General features: G+C 64.5%; 15 protein-coding genes and 1 pseudogene. 12 read left to right on the forward strand and 4 right to left on the reverse strand.

Annotated features, from left to right (window positions below; genetic code table 11):
- Positions 1 to 134 (reverse strand): asparaginase domain-containing protein (locus tag I5W_RS33590; RefSeq protein ID WP_306302679.1); only part of this gene is annotated, 134 nt, incomplete at its 3' end.
- A 49-nt stretch (positions 135 to 183) separates the two neighbouring features.
- Between I5W_RS33590 and I5W_RS20255 the strand changes: the two genes are divergently transcribed.
- The 9 genes and pseudogenes from I5W_RS20255 to I5W_RS20295 all read left to right on the forward strand — a co-directional run bounded on the left by I5W_RS20255 (position 184) and on the right by I5W_RS20295 (position 10,917).
- Positions 184 to 588, forward strand: coding sequence for a cellulose synthase subunit BcsC-related outer membrane protein (locus tag I5W_RS20255; protein ID WP_044530585.1), 405 nt, complete (start codon positions 184 to 186; stop codon positions 586 to 588).
- 46 nt (positions 589 to 634) lie between these two features.
- Entirely contained in the window at positions 635 to 1,306 is a 672-nt protein-coding gene (locus I5W_RS20260; protein WP_017453164.1) for an SGNH/GDSL hydrolase family protein, read from the forward strand.
- A gap of 5 nt (positions 1,307 to 1,311) precedes the next feature.
- Positions 1,312 to 1,971, forward strand: a complete 660-nt coding sequence (locus I5W_RS20265) for an alginate O-acetyltransferase AlgF (protein ID WP_252717144.1) — start codon at positions 1,312 to 1,314, stop codon at positions 1,969 to 1,971.
- Positions 1,972 to 2,016: 45 nt separating this feature from the next.
- Positions 2,017 to 3,432: an MBOAT family O-acyltransferase gene (locus I5W_RS20270; protein WP_044530587.1), complete on the forward strand. Its 1,416-nt coding sequence runs from the start codon at positions 2,017 to 2,019 to the stop codon at positions 3,430 to 3,432.
- A gap of 7 nt (positions 3,433 to 3,439) precedes the next feature.
- Positions 3,440 to 4,603: an alginate O-acetyltransferase AlgX-related protein gene (locus I5W_RS20275; protein WP_252717141.1), complete on the forward strand. Its 1,164-nt coding sequence runs from the start codon at positions 3,440 to 3,442 to the stop codon at positions 4,601 to 4,603.
- 172 nt (positions 4,604 to 4,775) lie between these two features.
- Positions 4,776 to 6,113, forward strand: a complete 1,338-nt coding sequence (locus I5W_RS20280) for a hypothetical protein (protein WP_044530589.1) — start codon at positions 4,776 to 4,778, stop codon at positions 6,111 to 6,113.
- Positions 6,106 to 6,864: a hypothetical protein gene (locus I5W_RS20285; protein WP_044530590.1), complete on the forward strand. Its 759-nt coding sequence runs from the start codon at positions 6,106 to 6,108 to the stop codon at positions 6,862 to 6,864. The genes I5W_RS20280 and I5W_RS20285 overlap by 8 nt, the downstream gene beginning before the upstream one ends.
- A pseudogene (locus I5W_RS20290) lies at positions 6,864 to 9,676 on the forward strand (ATP-binding protein). The gene I5W_RS20285 and the pseudogene I5W_RS20290 overlap by 1 nt, the downstream one beginning before the upstream one ends.
- A gap of 11 nt (positions 9,677 to 9,687) precedes the next feature.
- Positions 9,688 to 10,917, forward strand: coding sequence for a DUF2399 domain-containing protein (locus tag I5W_RS20295; RefSeq protein ID WP_044530591.1), 1,230 nt, complete (start codon positions 9,688 to 9,690; stop codon positions 10,915 to 10,917).
- A gap of 20 nt (positions 10,918 to 10,937) precedes the next feature.
- On the opposite strand, the gene pcaD is transcribed toward I5W_RS20295, so the two are convergent.
- The 3 genes from pcaD to I5W_RS20310 form a co-directional block, all read right to left on the reverse strand.
- Positions 10,938 to 11,717, reverse strand: coding sequence for a 3-oxoadipate enol-lactonase (gene pcaD, locus I5W_RS20300; RefSeq protein WP_044530592.1), 780 nt, complete (start codon positions 11,715 to 11,717; stop codon positions 10,938 to 10,940).
- Between the two features lie 77 nt (positions 11,718 to 11,794).
- Positions 11,795 to 12,082 carry a muconolactone Delta-isomerase gene (catC, locus tag I5W_RS20305; RefSeq protein ID WP_013233325.1) on the reverse strand — a complete coding sequence of 96 codons (288 nt, stop codon included), beginning with the start codon at positions 12,080 to 12,082 and terminating at the stop codon, positions 11,795 to 11,797.
- A 132-nt stretch (positions 12,083 to 12,214) separates the two neighbouring features.
- Positions 12,215 to 13,168 carry a LysR family transcriptional regulator gene (locus tag I5W_RS20310; protein WP_017453174.1) on the reverse strand — a complete coding sequence of 318 codons (954 nt, stop codon included), beginning with the start codon at positions 13,166 to 13,168 and terminating at the stop codon, positions 12,215 to 12,217.
- A gap of 146 nt (positions 13,169 to 13,314) precedes the next feature.
- On the opposite strand from I5W_RS20310, the gene I5W_RS20315 reads away from it, so the two are divergent.
- From I5W_RS20315 to I5W_RS30260, 3 genes are all read left to right on the forward strand, one after another.
- Positions 13,315 to 14,517 carry a muconate/chloromuconate family cycloisomerase gene (locus tag I5W_RS20315; RefSeq protein ID WP_044530593.1) on the forward strand — a complete coding sequence of 401 codons (1,203 nt, stop codon included), beginning with the start codon at positions 13,315 to 13,317 and terminating at the stop codon, positions 14,515 to 14,517.
- Between the two features lie 52 nt (positions 14,518 to 14,569).
- Positions 14,570 to 15,505: a catechol 1,2-dioxygenase gene (catA, locus tag I5W_RS20320; RefSeq protein WP_017453176.1), complete on the forward strand. Its 936-nt coding sequence runs from the start codon at positions 14,570 to 14,572 to the stop codon at positions 15,503 to 15,505.
- Between the two features lie 98 nt (positions 15,506 to 15,603).
- The coding region (locus I5W_RS30260; RefSeq protein ID WP_252717142.1) for a Rieske 2Fe-2S domain-containing protein at positions 15,604 to 16,277 on the forward strand (674 nt) is incomplete at its 3' end.

Genomic DNA, 16,277 nt, shown 5'->3' on the forward strand with positions numbered 1-16,277 from the left:
TCGTCGTTGAGCACCACCAGGCAACCCAGTTGGCAAGCTGCCGGCGAGCTGGCCACGATGGTCGCGGCCAGCAGATTGGCCGGTCCATCGGCGCCGGCAGCCTGCGGGCCGCGCATCGCACCGGTCACTACCACCGGCTTGTGCGACTTGACCAGCAGGTCGAGGACGAAGGCGGTTTCCTCGATGGTATGCGGGTACTTCAGTCCGCAGACCTACCTGGGCCTGGGCGTGCCGTTCACCTGGGCCAAGCGCAACGACCGCTTCAGCTTCCAGCTCAAGGGTTCGATGGGGGTGCAGTACTTCCGCCAGGATGGCGCCGATTACTTCCCCACCGACGCCGCCCTGCAAGCCGCCAGCGGCAAGACCTATGCCGCGCAGACCAAGACCGGCCTGGGGTATAGCCTGGAAGGCAGCGGCGAATACCGCTTCGCGCCGCGCCTGTTCCTGGGCGGCTCGCTGCGCCTGAACAATTCGAGCGACTTCCGCGAACTCAACGTCGGCATGTATTTGCGTTACACCCTGGAAGACATGCAGGGCCGTTTCCTGACCTTGCCGGTCAGTCCGTATCGTTCGCCGTATTCGAACTGAACCAATTTACCCAACCGATTTTCATTTATTCGATAGAGAGATTGCCATGGCAGCTGCATCCATTCTCGCTGGTCTGACTATTCTGGTGCTCGGCGAAAGCCATATGAGCCTGGCCGACCACCTCACCGAACCCCTCAACGCCAAGCTGACCCAGATGGGCGCCAAGGTGCATTCCATCGGCGCCTGCGGCGCCAGCGCCGGCGATTGGCTCATCACCAAGAAGGTCGATTGCGGCGCCGAGCAGGTCGGCACCGGCAAGATCCAGATCAAGGGCCGCGACGCCACCACCACGCCGATCAACGAGCTGATCGCCAAGGACAAGCCCGACCTGGTGGTGCTGGTCATCGGCGACACCATGGCTTCCTATGACAAGCCGGACTTCCCCAAGGCCTGGGCCTGGCAAAACGTCACCAGCCTGACCAAGGCCATTGCTGCCACCGGCACCAAGTGCGCCTGGGTCGGCCCGGCCTGGGGCAAGGCCGGTGGCATGTACCACAAGAACGATGCCCGCACTGAGCTGATGTCGCGCTTCCTGGCTGCCAACGTGGCGCCGTGTACCTATATCGATTCGCTGACCATGTCCAAGCCCGGCCAGTGGGTCACCACCGATGGCCAGCACTTCACCGTGGCCGGCTACAAGTCCTGGGGCAATGCCATCGGCGACGCCCTGGGCAAGCTGCCGGCGGACGCCGTAAGCGCCAAGGGAGGCAAGAAATGAGCGTGATGCGCGCATGGGCCGCAGGTACTCTCCTGCTGTGCAGCGCGGCTGCCATGGCCGCTGACATTCCCTTGTATCCGACCGGCCCGGCCGAGGATGCGGCCTTCATCCGCTTCGTCAATGGCACCAGCGAAGCGCTGCAGGTGGTGGCGCAAAAGGGCCAGCCACCGTTGAAGCTGGAGGCGGCCAAGCCGGTCTCCTCCTTCTTCCCGGTGCAGGCCAAGTCCACCATCAAGGGGACGCTCACGGTCGCTGGCAAAAGCCTGGAACTGGGCGTGCAAGCCAAGCCGGGCGAATTCGCCACGGTGGTGGTACTGCCCGATGCCAAGGGCATCGGCCAGGTCACGGTGCAGGACAACCCGGACGACTTCAATGGTCTGAAGGCGTCGCTGGCCTTCTTCAATCTCGATGCTTCCTGTGCCGGTGCCGCGTTGCGCCCGGCCGGACGCAATGCCGACCTGTTCAAGGGCGTGGCGCAAGGCAGCCTGCAACGGCGCTCGATCAACCCGGTCAAGCTGGCGGTGCAACTGGTCTGCGCTGGCGCCAACACGGGCCCGGTGCTGGACCTGGGCGAATTGAAGGCGGGTGAACGCTATAGCGTGCTGCTGCTGCCCTCGGACAAGGGACCGCACCTGGTGGCGGCGACCGACAAGCTGGCCAACTGATGGTCGCACTCACTGACTGATTGACTGCCTGACTGCGCCGCCCCCATGGTCTTTGCCTCGCTTGAATTTCTCACGCTGTTCTTGCCCTTGTTCCTGCTGGTGTATGCCCTGGTGCCGCAGCGCGGGCGCAATGGTGTGCTGCTGGCGGGTAGCTGGCTCTTCTATGGCTGGTTGAGCCCGCTGTTCCTGTCGCTGCACGTGGTGCTGACCATCGTGGCCTGGGTCGGTGGCTTGCTGGTAGATCGTTCGCGCGAGGATGGGCGGGGCAGGGTGCGCTTGCTCACCGGTCTGGTGGTGTTCAACACGGCGGTGCTGGTCTGGTACAAGTACGCCAACATCGTCGCCGCCACCGCCAGCGACGTGATGCAGCATTACGGCGCCATGCCGCTGGCCTGGCAGAAGGTGGCGCTGCCGGCGGGGCTGTCCTTCATCGTGCTGCAAGCCATTTCCTACCTGGTGGACGTGCATCGGCGCACGGTGGCGGTGGAACGCAGCTTCATCAACTACGCCACCTACATTTCCATGTTCGGCCACTCCATTGCCGGCCCCATCATCCGCTACGACTGGGTGCAGCGCGAGCTGACCCAGCGCTGGTTCAACTGGGAGAATTTTTCCCTGGGGGCGCGCCGTTTCATGGTCGGCATGGCCATGAAGGTGCTGGTGGCCGACACCCTCTCGCCATTGGTGGATGCGGCCTTCCACCTGGACCATCCGAGCCTGGTGGATGCCTGGATCGCTTGCCTGGCCTATTCGCTGCAACTGTTCTTCGACTTTTCCGGCTACAGCGCCATGGCCATCGGCCTGGGGCTGATGCTGGGTTTCCATTTCCCGGAAAACTTCAATCATCCCTACCTGGCCGGCAGCATCCAGGACTTCTGGCGGCGCTGGCACATCTCGCTCTCCAGCTGGTTGCGCGACTATCTCTACATCGGCCTGGGCGGCAATCGCCACGGCCTTTGGAAGACCTATCGCAACCTGTTCCTGACCATGGCCATCGCCGGTCTCTGGCATGGCGGCGATAGCTGGAACTACCTGCTGTGGGGCTCGGCCCACGGCCTGGCCTTGTGCATCGACCGCGCCTGGTCGCGTTCTTCCTTGCCGGCCATTCCCGCCTGGCTGGCCCACGTGTTGACCTTGCTGTTCGTGTGCCTGGCCTGGACCCTGTTCCGTTCGCCCGATTTCGCCACTGCCGCAACCATGTATGCCGGTCAGTTCGGTTTGCATGAGATCGGCTTGAGCGATGCGCTGGCCGTGATGTTGCGCCCGGTGCAGGCACTGGCCGTGCTGCTGGGCCTGTTCTGGATCGTGGTGCCGCTGTGGCAGGCGACCATCGAGGCGCGCTGGGGCGAGCGCAAGCTGTATCTGTGCTTCATCCGCCTGTGGCCGATCGCTGCCTTCCTGCTGTCCTTTGCCCTGATCGCCAGCCGCGAGACGGTGCCTTTCCTCTACTTCCAGTTCTGATGCCACGATGAGCACGCCTCCGGTCCTCGCCCCCGACACGCCCCATGCTCCCAGTCCCCTGGCGCGCCGTGCCAGCCGATGGTCAGGCGTGGCGCTGGCGCTGGTGCTGGCGGCGGGTTTGCTGTCCTGCGCCTGGCTGGTCCAGCGCGGCCAGATCGAATGGCTGCCCACCACCTGGAACCGCGACGAAGCCCTGCACGGCGAGCTGACCCACAAGATCGCCAAGCAACTCTCCAACGCCTGGTTGCCCACCCAAGCGGCCAACCTGGAACGCGCCGGCAGCTGGTTGCTGCTGGGCGACACCGGCCCGCGGGTGCGGCGCGGTTGCCCCGGCTGGCTGTTCCTGGCCGAGGAATTGCAGATCAACCACCACGCCCAGGCCAATGCCCAGACCAAGCTGCAGGCGGTGATCGCCATCCGGCAGGCACTGGCGCGGCGCGGTATCTCCCTGCTGGTGGCCGTGGTACCCGACAAGAGCCGTATCGCCGCTGACCAATTGTGCGGCCTGCTGCGCCCGGTCGAATTGAACGGGCGTGCGGCGCAATGGGTGGCCGACCTGCAGCAGGCGGGGGTACAGGCCATCGACCTGGCGCCCACGTTGGCGCCGCTGGGTGCCGCGGCCTATCTGCATACCGATACCCATTGGAATGAAACCGGCGCCCATGCCGCCGCCGAGGTGATTGCCGCCAAGCTCGCCACCGGCCTGCAGGCGACGCCCCAGCAAGCCTACCAGGCCCAGCCTGGCCCGCTGGCGCGCCGTCCGGGCGATCTGGTGCACCTGGCCGGGCTGGACTGGCTGCCCTTGCGCTTGCAACCTGCCCCCGAGTACGTGGCCGCCACTCGCTTCAAGGAAGTGCCGGGGGCCGGGCAGGGGAGTGCGCCCAAGCCCGGTGGCGACGATCTGGACGACCTGCTGGGCGACAGCAACCTGCCCAACGTGGCCCTGATCGGTACCTCCTTCTCGCGTAACTCCAACTTCGTCGGCTTCCTGCAGATGGCGCTGGGCGCCAGGATCGGCAGCTTTGCCAAGGATGGCGGCAAGTTCTCCGGCAGCGCCAGGGAATACTTCGCCAATCCGGCCTTTACCCAGACCCCGCCCAAGCTGGTGCTGTGGGAAATTCCCGAGCGCGATCTGCAAACGCCCTATGAACCGATCGCGCTGGCCCCTTGAGCGATGGTGTGGCTTGTTGCATTAATGCAATAAATAATTTCCCTTCATCTGCACTTTCCTGCGTGCCAAGGTCCACTTTGCTGGAGGCCGCCCCCCGGGCCTGCTAAACTTGCCGGTCCGCCCACTGTACCGGGCAGGCTCCAGGCAAGGCCTGGTCAACCTCCACGACAAATTGACAGACGATTTCGAACCCGCTCCCTTAGCCGATGAGCATGAATCCGGCTCCTTCGAGAGCTATTTCCGCGATCCCTCATTGGCGGCCGAAGCGCCCCTGGCCTGGGGCCTGGGGCAGCGCCTGGACGTGCTGGACGCGCTGCGTGGCCTGGTCTCCGGTGGCCAGGCAGCGGCACGCCTGCGCATCTGGATGTTCCTCGAACTGGCGGCCCAGCCGCAGGGCCGACTACAGCGCGAAGACCTGAACCAGCTGTTCTATGCCTTGAAACCCGAGGCCATGGACGCCGCCCTGAAGCGCTTGCGCGACCTCGGCCTCCTGGTCTGGGACGCCACCGACCAGGATTACCAGCTCTCGCCCATCGCCCAGCAGGTGCAAGCCTTGCTGGCGCCCTTGACGCGCGCCGTGGGCGAAGATGACGAGATGGCTGCGCTGCTGGCCCAGGTGGCCGGGGCGGCAGCGCTGGGCCTGTCCGACGCCAGCCAGATCCGCCATCTGCACGCCCAGTTGGCGCGCCTGCACGACCAGTTCGCCGATGCCATCGAAAGTGGCTCCGAAGCCTTGCTGCGCCAAGCCCAGCCACGCTTCGAACGCGCCCTGAAACTGGTCAACCGGGCCGGCGAAGCCCTGACCGCCCTGATCCGCAGCGAACACGCCGACGCCCGCCTGGAACGCGAAGCCCGTGCCCTGGGCAATGGCCAGGCGCGCCTGTTGACCATGGCCAGCCAGTTCACCCGCGCCCTGCAACAGGCCGACCGCCAGCGCGTGACGCTGGGCAGCACCGGCGTCACCAGTTCGGACGTGCGCCGCTGGCTGCAAGCGCATCCCGACCTGTGCTCGCTGATGGGCGAGGCGCTCTCGATCGGTGTGAAACCGGTCTTCGTCAGCGGCCACGAATTGCTGGATGTGGCCGAGGGCGAACTGGAACGCGACCGTCCCGACGCCCAGCGCTCGCAAGGTTTGCCGCCTCCGGCCCAGGCCGTGGAAGGCAAGATCGAAGCCTTGCGGATGCCGGCCGAGCTGGGTGAATTGATCGAACAACTGACCCGCCTGGGCGCCTTGCCGGAAGGTGTAGAGTCCGGCGAGCCGCAAGCCCAGCCGCTATCGACCGTGGTGCTGGGCGGCAGTTTCGGCAAGGCTGCTTACCGCCTGCAATTGTTGCCGCTGCTGGGCGACCGCCAGGCCCAGACCCTGCAAGGCCAGACCGGCGACCTGGCCAGGTTGCCCTGGCAGGCCGGCTTCCTGCCGCGCGTAGAAAAAATCGATGACCCCGATGTCGCCGCCATGAGCGCCGGGGCCGTCCATCCAGATCCATCCCGGGAAAGACCCCATGAGTGAGACCCTAGACGAAGCAGGCCTGTTGGCCGCCGAACTGCTGGCGCGCCGCTGGCTGCCCCGCAAGCATCCGCGCGTGCGCCGCGCCCTGGTCGATGCCGACCTGTGGCAGGCGCTGCAAGACCGCCTGGCCCAGGTCGGCCTGCGCCTGGTGGACAACATCCACGCCGACCACATCAGCGTGGCCCTGGTACGCCCGGCCGAGTACGCCGTCTTCGGCGAGGCCGGCATGAACGCCAACAACAACCTGGATCTGCCGCGCGATGCGATTTCGCTGCTGGTGGTGCTGTGGTCGCTGATCGTGCTGCCCAAGCGCGAGCGCCAGTCGGCGCGCGCCGCCGGTGACAATGCGGAGCAGCAGGAAGAAATGTTCCACACCGAAAAACCCATGCCCAGCGCCGCCGAGGTCAGTCCGGTGGTGTCTTACAAGGCGCTGCTGGCCGACTTCGGCAACCAGCTCGGCAAGAAGACGCGCATGGATACCAACCTGCGCCGCCTGGAAGCCCATGGCTTCATCCTGCGCCGGGGCGACGATATCGCCGAAGGCCCCTTGCTGGATCTGCTGCTGGACTACGACGCCCTGGCCCCGCGCATCCTCGATGGCGCGCTGGGCGATGTGCTGGCCCGCGCCAATGCCCGCGACGAGGCCAGTCCGTCCCAGGCGGATGCCGCCGATATCACGCACGCTGCAGACTCCAGCGCAGCCACCGCATCCACCGAATCCACCGAATCCACCGAAGAGGGAGACGCCTGATGTTCCACCTGCAATCGCTGGAACTGCTGCAGTGGGACTATTGCCAGCGTTTGACGCTGCCCCTGGACGGTTCCATCATCACCATCGCCGGCCCCAATGGCTCGGGCAAGACCACGCTGCTGGACGCCATGCGCACCCTGCTGGGCCTGGAGTGTTCGGGTGGGCGCAGCTACAAGACCTATGCGCGCCACGCCAATGCCGACACCACCTGGCTGCGCGCCACCGTGGACAATCGTCCGCACGGCCGTCAGACCTCGACTCGCCCGTTCGCCCGCAATCTGCTCTATGCCGACCAGGTCACGCTGGCTTGCCGCATCGAGCGCAATGGCGGTGACTGGCAGCGCCGTTACTGCATGAGCGATGGCGATGTGGCCATCGAAACCCTGGCGCAATTGCCCGAGAAGGAGTGGCTGGGACTGGACCACTGGCGCAAGCGCCTGGAAGGCGCCGGCCTGTCGCGCGCCATTGCCCGCGTGCTGGCGCTGGAGCAGGGCCAGACCGACCGTCTGTGCGAATTCTCGCCCAAGGAATTGCTGCGCCTGGTGTTCGAAGTCTTCGGTGACCAGGAAGTCCTGGATCGCTACGAAGAAGCCCGCCGCCATCAACGCGACCTGGCCGCCGAGGTCGCCCAGGCCGAACAGGAACTGGCCTATAGCGAAGCGCAACTGGCCCAGCTCGACAGCCGTGTGACGCTCTATCGCCAAATACAGGGCAAGCTGCGCGAGCGCGAGATGCTGGCCACCGAAGTCATCCCGGTATTGCGCTGGCATGAAGAGCGCCAGAACACGCCACCCGCCTGCGCGAACTGCACCGCCAGCGCCTGCATCACAACAGCCAGCGCCGCCAGCGCAGCAGCGACACCCTGCAATTGTCGGCCCTGCTGACGCAACAGCAGGCCGCACGCGACAAGGTCGCCGCGCTGGAACGCGACAAGGCCGAGGCGCAACAAGCCCAGCAAAAGGCGCGCGACGCCGAAAAGCCGGTGGAAGAACTGGTCAAGCAAGCCGATGAACTGCTGGCGCTGTCGGCCGTGGAGGGCGACGCCACCCAACTGCTGGCGCGGGTGGATGAACTGGAGCAGCAAAAGAGCGCGCTGCACGACCGCTGGCGCGACCTGGAGCAACAACGCAAGGACGCCAACGGCGCACTGGAACGCCTGACCGGCCAGCGCCAGGCGCCGCGCCCGGGCGACGTGCAGCAATTTACCCGCGCGCTGCGCCAGGCCGGCATCGCCCATCACTTGCTGGCCGATGTCATCGAGATTGCCGACGACCACTGGCGCGCCGCCGCCGAAGGCGTGTTGCGGGCCTCGTGCTGGGTGGTGGTGCTGGACGATCCCAAGGATGAAGCCGCCGCCATGGCCCTGGCCGAGCGCGAGCGCTATCGTCATTACGTGGTGGCCGACGCCGCCACCGCCACTGCGCAGCCACCGGCCGAGAGTCTGTTGGCGGTGTTGCGCTTCTCGGCCAAGGCACCGTCCTGGCTGCTGCGCCAACTGGCGCAGATCCGTCGTGTGGCCGATACCGCCGAAGGGGCAAGCAGTGGGGGCGAATGGATCACCCCGCAAGCCTACTGGCGCGATGGCCGTGGCGGGCGCAGTGTCTGGCGCGATCCGGGCGATTATCAATTCGGTGCGGCGGCCCTGGCTTCGCGCCAGGCCTCGATCCAGAAACGCCTGGCTACGCTGGATGAGCAACTGACCGATATCGTGCTCAAGCAAAGCGAAGTCAAGCGCCAGCTGGAGGCGGCCCGCAAAGCCACCGAAGGACACCTCGCGGCTGAGGTTCTGGCGCGCCGAAGTGAAGAATTCGACCAGGCACGTCGCCAGTTACCGGCGTTGCGGCAGGCCCGTGTGGCCGCCAGTGAACGTTGGTTCCAGCTTGACGTCCAGTACGCCGAGGCCATCGAACAGCGCACCATCCTCGATGGTCGTCACGACGCCCTGCAACGTCGCCTGCGCGACACCGAAGGCGACCTGGCCGGCCAGGAACGCGACTGGCGCACCCGCCACGACGAACAGCGCGCCCGCGCGCTGGCTTCGCGTGCACAGAAAAGCCGCTTCCCGCAACGCTGGATCGCCACCGATGCCTTGCAAGCGCTCTACGACAAATACACCAACGCCAAGCAAGCCGAGCTGCGCATGGCGTCGGTGGAAAGTGAACTGGAAACCGGTCAGTGGGAAAAAGACGGTACGGTCGAGGACAAGCACCTCATCATGCAAGGCACGGTGGGCAACCAGCGCAATGAACTGGACTCGCGCAAGATCAGCAATGCCCAGGCCGAGGAAGCCGTGGGCAATGCCCGCGAGCGCTACATCGACGTGCTGCGCGCCACCGTGCGCCGCTACCGCAAGAACATCGTCGATCTGGGCGCCTTGGCCGGGGTGGTGGTCAGCGCCGACCTGCCGCACCTGGACAATGATGACGCCATCCTGCGCCAGGCCGAACTGAAGGTCAGCTTCAACTTCGACGGCAAGGGCGAGATCGGCCTGAACGACGGCGAGGCCTCCGGTGGCCAGCAGGTCATCAAGTCGCTGATCCTGCTGGTGGGTTTGTTGAAGGATGACGACATGCCGGGCGGCTTCGTCTTCATCGACGAACCCTTTGCTCACCTGGACGTGCGCAACATCCAGCTGGTCGGCAACTTCCTCAAGTCGACCCGCGCGCAATATGTGCTGACCACGCCAATCACGCACAACGTGGAAGTCTTCGAACCCGCCGATGTCACCCTGGTGACTTCCAAGAAACCACGCGAGGCCCGCTGGGCGCCGCCTATCGGCGTGTTGCAGCGGCGCTTGCGGCTGGATGCCTGAGGCGGCACGCCATGAACACCTTGATCGATACCCCGCGAGGCCGCAACAGCCGTGACTTGCAGGCGGCGGTCGAGGTGCCATCGGTACTGCCTCTGATGGATGCCGAGGAGCGCGCGCTCCTCTTGCGCTGGTTGCGCGGCGAGGCGGCCACGCGCAGCCGCGAGGTCTTGCTCAAGGAAGCCAAGATCGCCGGGCTTTCCATCGAAAAGGCCGAGCGTCTGTGCCAGCGTCTGCTGCAGGAGGGCTGGGTCAGCCAACGTGAAGAACTGAGCGGGGGCAACTGGCTGTGGAAATCCATGACCTGGCGTGATCTGCGCCGTCTGCAATCCTTGCTGGGCATCGTCCACGCGGGGCAGCGGCAGCAGGAGCGCGAAGCTTTGCTGACAGCGGCGCGCCAATGGCTGGAGGTGCGGGCTCAGGCCAGCGCACCGATCGCCCTTGATCCTGATCTGCTTGATGAACTGAGCTCCGCCATTGATTCGTTGGAGGCCGAGAAGAGTTTGCGCCGCGACCTGCTGGCAGACCGGCTGGATTTGCTGGAGGCGATTGCGTCCTGGCATGACAGCGGGCAGCAGGGATTGCGCCGCAATTTCGCCCTGCAGGCGCGTGACCTCACCAAGTCACTCAGTGCCAGTCAATGGCGCTGGCTGGAATCGATGTTTGATCTGGAGCGGCTCGGTATCGCCAGCTTTGCCCAGGTCGGATGGTTGGCAGGAGACCTGTCACTGTCATGGCAAGACCGCAGGGTGGATCTGGCGCCGCTGCATTGCCTGGGGCTGCCGCTAGAAGATATCAAAGGCAGTGACAGCGTTACTACACCACAACGTTGGTGGCTGATCGAAAACCGCGCCAGCTTTGAGCAGCAGGCGCGCCAACGCCCGCGCGGGGTGGCGCTGATGTGGATGCCTGGCCGACCTTCGGCTGCCTGGCTGGAGATGGTGTCGCACCTGTTGCGGCTGGCGCCCGCACCGGCCTGGATCAGTGCCGATGCCGACCCGGCCGGCGTCGATATTGCCTGCACGGCTGGCACCCGATGGACCCAGGCGGGCCTGGCCTGGGAGCCGCATCAGATGGGTTTGGCCCAATGGCAGGCCACCACCCAGCGCTGGCCGCTGAATCCGCACGACTACCGGTTGTTGCAGACCTTGCTGGCACGGCCGGGTTTGCCCGACGCGCTGCGTGCGCTGTGTGAAGCGATGCAAGCCGAAGGACGCAAGGCCGAACAGGAAGCTTGGCTGTAAGAGCCTGCTTCCTTTGCTCCTCATTCCGTCAAGAACTGCACCACCGCCTGCGTAAAGGCACGCGGTTGCTGCTGGTTGGAGATGTGGGCGGCGTCGAACTCCACATACAGCGCGCCGGGAATGGTGGCGCGCATGAATTGCGCATCGGCCGGCGGCGTCGGCAGGTCGCCGCTGCCGGCGATCACCAGCGTGGGCGCGCGGATGCCCGCAATCGCTTCCCGCAGGTCATTGTCGCGCACCGCTGCGCAGGCGCCGGCATAGCCTTCAGCCGGGGTGGCCAGCAGCATGGCCGTCAGCGCTTGCACCTGCTGCGGGTTGTGCTCGGCATACTCGGGCGTGAGCCAGCGCGAGACCACCGCCGACGCGATGGCTGGCAGGCCGTCACGCAGGACAGTGTCGATGCGGCTGTTCCAGGCCTCGGCCGTGCCGATCTTGGCGCCGGTGTTGCAGAGGATGAGTTTTTTTACGCGCTCCGGGTGATGCACCGCCAGCCACATGAAGGTGCTGCCCCCCATGGAGAGACCGCAGAAGTGGGCTTGCGCAATCTGCAGCTGGTCGAGCAGGGCGATCACGTCGCTGCCCAACTGGGCGATGGTGTAGGGGCCGGGCGTGAGCTCGGACTGGCCGTGGCCGCGCGTGTCGTAGCGCAGCACGCGGAAGTGCTGGCTCAGTTCGGCAATCTGCGGCTCCCACATCGCCAGCGAGGTGCCCAGCGAATTGGACAGCACCAGCACCGGCAAGGCCGCATCGCCATCGAGCTGGTAATGCAATTTGATTCCGTTCAGTGTTGCAAATGGCATGGAGAAATCCTTTGCACGCCCCACGCGACGGTGGGTACGGGCATGTGTGAATCAAAAAGCGTCAGATGCGCCGGTCATCAGCCAATCTGGGCAATGGCCGAGGGATGCTGGGTCAGCGGTGTGACCGAAATGGTCATGAACGGGTAGAGCGGCAGCGCCGAGAGGATGTTGTGCAACTCATCGTTGCCGGAGACGTTGAAGATGCTCACGTTGGCATACTGCCCGACCACGCGCCACAGATCGCGCCACTTGCCTTCGCGTTGCAGTTTTTGCGACATCTCCTTCTCATCCTTCTTCAACTGATCGGCCACGGCCTTGTCGAGCGTGGCGGGAATATTGACCTGCATTTGAACCATGAACAGCATGATGTAATCTCCATTGTCATTATGGGCGGGGGTCTTGCATTGTTCGATAAGCGAACATAAATCCTTTATTCGCACAACCGAGTTTAGGCGTGCGCGCCTCGCACTGTCAACTTGGGCAGACTATCTGGCGCTTCAATCGCGCCGTTCCGGCTTCGGAAAACCCGCCGCCGGGAAGGAGCTGGTCTCGATGTCCAGCCAGGCGGGATGCTCGGCATACATGTCGGCCACCAGTTGCTTGACCGCATCGATGTACCAGGCATTGTCGTTGATGCGGTGGGTCAGGATGATGGGCGAGGTGGCGCGGGTGTCGTCGATGAGCCGGTAATGCAGGTCATTGCGCAGCCGCGCCGAGGCCGGGATCAGGCATAGGCCCGACTCGGCCGCCACCAGGCCCAGTGCGGTCTGGATCTCGCGCACTTCATGCACTTCGGCTGGCTGGATATCCTGGTCGTTGAGCAGGCTCAGGATGTGGTCGGCAAAGCTGGGGCGCGGTTCCTTGGGGTAGACGATCAGCTTTTGTCCATGCAACTCTTTGAGGCTCACGCGCTGCTGGCTGGTCGCCAGCGGGAAGGCCGGCGGGATCGCCAGCACCAGTCTTTCCTCGCGCAGCACGGTGCGCGCTACGGTGGCGTCATTGCCGCGGATGCGGCCAAAGCCGATGTCGATGCGGCCGGACTTGAGGGCGGCAAATTGCTGCATCGAAGTCAGCTCCAGCAGCTGGATATCGACCTCGGGGTAATGCTGGCGCAGCTTGCGCACCAGCATCGGCAAGCCGCCATAGAGGGTCGAGGCGACAAAGCCGATGGACAGCGTCTGGCGCTGGTTCAGGCCGATCTGCTGGGTGGCGTGCTTCAACTGGTCCAGGCGGTTGAGGATCTGCAGGGCCTGTTCATAGAACACCCGGCCAGCTTCGGTGAGGCGCAGCGGGCGGCTGTTGCGCAGGATCAACTGCACCCCCAGCTCCTCTTCCAGCAACTGGATCTGGCGGCTCAAGGGCGGCTGGGCGATGTGCAACTGCTCGGAGGCACGCGTGAAGTTGCGCGTATTGGCCACGGCTACGAAGTACTTTAGTTGTCTGATATCCATGGTCAGAGGTCATATATCTCATAAAAATAAAAGCATTCTAATGCTTTGATTTTTATAGGAAAGCTTTTTAATTATATAAAAAAGGTATGAAACTAGATGTATTTGGTGTTGGCAATGGCAGGGCTTCCGGGTGTTCAATGCGTCACATGGATACCTCACAACACCTCCACACTGCGGCGGCCCCGGCTCCGGCTCTCATCGAGCGGGTCGAGACCTTCCTGGTCGACCTGCCGACCATCCGGCCCCATCAATTGTCCATGGCGACGATGAATGGGCAGACCTTGATGCTGGTGCGCCTGTACTGTTCGGATGGCAGCGTCGGCGTGGGCGAGGGCACCACCATCGGTGGCCTGGCCTACGGCGCCGAATCGCCCGAAGGCATGAAGCTGGCCATCGATACCTATTTTGCACCGTTGCTGCTGGGCGCCGATGCCAGCCTGATCCCGGCCATCATGGCGCGCCTGAACAAGGCCATTCAAGACAACCGCTTCGCCAAGTGCGCCATCGAGACCGCGCTGTTCGATGCGCTGGGCCAGCGCACCGGGCTGCCGGTGTCGCAACTGCTGGGTGGTCGGGCTCGCGAAAGCCTGCCGATTGCCTGGACCCTGGCCTCGGGCGACACTGCCAAGGATATCGACGAAGCCGAACGGATGCTGGCCGAGCGTCGCCACAATATCTTCAAGCTCAAGATCGGTCGGCGCGAGGTGGAGGCCGATGTGGCCCACGTGGCCGCCATCAAGAAGGCGCTGGGTGATCGCGGCGCGGTACGGGTCGATGTCAACATGGCCTGGAGCGAGCTGGAAGCCCAGCGCGGCCTGGCCGGCCTGGTCGATGCCGGTTGCGAACTGGTGGAGCAGCCGGTGGCTTCGGCGCAGGCCTTGGCGCGTCTGAAGGGCAAGCACCCTATTGCCGTCATGGCCGATGAATCGCTGACCGGCCCGGCCTCGGCTTTCGCCCTGGCGCGTATCGGCGGGGCAGACGTGTTTGCCATCAAGATCGAACAATCGGGTGGCCTGCGTGCGGCCCAGCAGGTGGCGGCCATTGGCGACGCCGCCGGCATCGAGCTCTACGGCGGCACCATGCTCGAAGGCGCCATCGGTACCATCGCTTCGGCCCATGCCTTTGCCACCTTCCGTGAATTGCAGTGGGGCACCGAGTTGTTCGGGCCGCTGCTGCTGACCGAGGAAATTCTGGCCACACCCTTGCAGTACAAGGATTTCCAACTGGCCATTCCGAACGGCCCGGGACTTGGCATCGTGCTCGATGAGGAGCGTGTGCAATACTTCCGACGCGACCGCAAGCAAGGGGCAACAATAACAGCAGTGAGGCCGGCTCAACTGGCCGGATAAAACCAGAACCGTACTTACCCCCCGATCAAAAATTCAACCAAGGAGACTCAACATGGCAGCCAAGATTTTCAGCACCCCCGAAGTACAAGACTTCCTGCGTCTGGCCAGCGGCCTGGACACCGAAGGCGGCAATCCGCGCGTCAAGCAGATCGTGCATCGCATCCTGTCGGACCTGTTCAAGACCATCGAAGACCTGGAAATCACCTCCGACGAATACTGGGCCGGCGTGGCCTACATCAATCGTCTGGGTACCGCCAGCGAGGGCGGCCTGCTCTCGCCGGGTCTGGGCCTGGACCGTTTCCTGGACATGCGCATGGATGCCGAGGATGCCGCCCAGGGCATCACCGGTGGTACCCCGCGTACCATCGAAGGCCCGCTGTATGTGGCCGGTGCTCCTGTGGAACAAGGCTTCGCCCGTCTGGACGATGGCAGCGACAAGAACGGCCACACCATCATCATGCACGGCACCATCTACGGCGCCGATGGCAAGCCCCTGCCGGGCGCCCAGGTCGAAGTCTGGCACGCCAACACCAAGGGCTTCTATTCGCACTACGACCCCACTGGTGAACAGACGCCCTTCAACATGCGTCGCACCATCATCGCCGATGCCCAGGGCCGCTACAAATTCCGCAGCATCATGCCGGCTGCCTATGGCTGCCCGCCGGCCGGTCCGACCCAGGCCCTGCTGAACCAGTTGGGTCGTCACGGCAACCGTCCGGCGCACATCCACTTCTTCGTTACCGCCGACGGTCATCGCAAGCTGACTACCCAGATCAACATCGATGGCGATCCGCTGATCTATGACGACTTCGCCTACGCCACCCGCGAAGGTCTGGTGCCGCCGCTGGTCGAGCGCACCGATGCGGCCAGCATCAAGGCCGAAGGCCTGGAAGGTCCGTTTGCCGAGATCGTCTTCGACATGACGCTCACGTCGCTGGTCAACGGCGCCGACAACCAGATCGTCGACCGCCCGCGTCTGGCTGCCTGAGCGTCCCGGCGTCAAGTTCGTCAGTCCCACCCCCGCCCAATGCACTGCCGCGATGCCTGCCATCGCGGGGGGCGGGTTGCACCCTGGAGAAACCGCACATGAACACCACCGCCGCCGACAAGTACCAAGACGTCGAACGACTGCTGGAGAGCGCTCTGGACGAAGATGCGACCAATGGCATCTTCCGCTGCCGCCGCGACATCTTCACCAATGAAGAATTGTTCGAACTGGAGATGAAGCACCTGTTCGAATCGAACTGGGTCTACCTGGCTCACGAAAGCCAGATCCCCGAGATCAACGATTACTACACCACCTGGATCGGTCGCCAACCGGTGGTGATCACCCGCGACAAGACCGGCGAGCTGCACGCGGTCATCAACGCCTGCGCCCACAAGGGCGCCATGCTGTGCCGTCGCAAGCATGGCAACAAGAGCAGCTTCACCTGCCCGTTCCATGGCTGGACCTTTTCCAACAGCGGCAAGCTGTTGAAGGTCAAGGATGAGAAGACCACCGAATACCCGGTCTCCTTCAACCAGAATGGGCTACACCGATACGGCCGGCAATACCGTCAACGGCGCCGCGCAACACGTGTCGGTGCCCGCGGGCAGCGACGTGGTGACCCTGAGCAACCTGGCGGTACGGCATGGCGAACAGGGCCCAGCCTCGGCCCAGGCGCTCAACACCTCCGAGACCGGCTATGCCATGGTGAGCGAGGTCCTGACCTCGCAAGCCTCCGGTCACGCCGCCAGCGGGCCGGTCTTCTCCGGCCGGG

This window comes from Herbaspirillum sp. B65, assembly GCF_000333555.1.
Classification (GTDB): Bacteria; Pseudomonadota; Gammaproteobacteria; order Burkholderiales; family Burkholderiaceae_D; genus Herbaspirillum; species Herbaspirillum rubrisubalbicans.

Bases quoted from the DNA above. Each gene is read 5' to 3' on its own strand.
- I5W_RS20255 (WP_044530585.1), top strand. From the start codon at position 184: ATGGTATGCGGGTACTTCAGTCCGCAGACCTACCTGGGCCTGGGCGTG.
- I5W_RS20260 (WP_017453164.1), top strand. From the start codon at position 635: ATGGCAGCTGCATCCATTCTCGCTGGTCTGACTATTCTGGTGCTCGGC.
- I5W_RS20265 (WP_252717144.1), top strand. From the start codon at position 1,312: ATGCGCGCATGGGCCGCAGGTACTCTCCTGCTGTGCAGCGCGGCTGCC.
- I5W_RS20270 (WP_044530587.1), top strand. From the start codon at position 2,017: ATGGTCTTTGCCTCGCTTGAATTTCTCACGCTGTTCTTGCCCTTGTTC.
- I5W_RS20275 (WP_252717141.1), top strand. From the start codon at position 3,440: ATGAGCACGCCTCCGGTCCTCGCCCCCGACACGCCCCATGCTCCCAGT.
- I5W_RS20285 (WP_044530590.1), top strand. From the start codon at position 6,106: ATGAGTGAGACCCTAGACGAAGCAGGCCTGTTGGCCGCCGAACTGCTG.
- I5W_RS20295 (WP_044530591.1), top strand. From the start codon at position 9,688: ATGAACACCTTGATCGATACCCCGCGAGGCCGCAACAGCCGTGACTTG.
- pcaD (WP_044530592.1), bottom strand. From the start codon at position 11,717: ATGCCATTTGCAACACTGAACGGAATCAAATTGCATTACCAGCTCGAT.
- catC (WP_013233325.1), bottom strand. From the start codon at position 12,082: ATGCTGTTCATGGTTCAAATGCAGGTCAATATTCCCGCCACGCTCGAC.
- I5W_RS20310 (WP_017453174.1), bottom strand. From the start codon at position 13,168: ATGGATATCAGACAACTAAAGTACTTCGTAGCCGTGGCCAATACGCGC.
- I5W_RS20315 (WP_044530593.1), top strand. From the start codon at position 13,315: ATGGATACCTCACAACACCTCCACACTGCGGCGGCCCCGGCTCCGGCT.
- catA (WP_017453176.1), top strand. From the start codon at position 14,570: ATGGCAGCCAAGATTTTCAGCACCCCCGAAGTACAAGACTTCCTGCGT.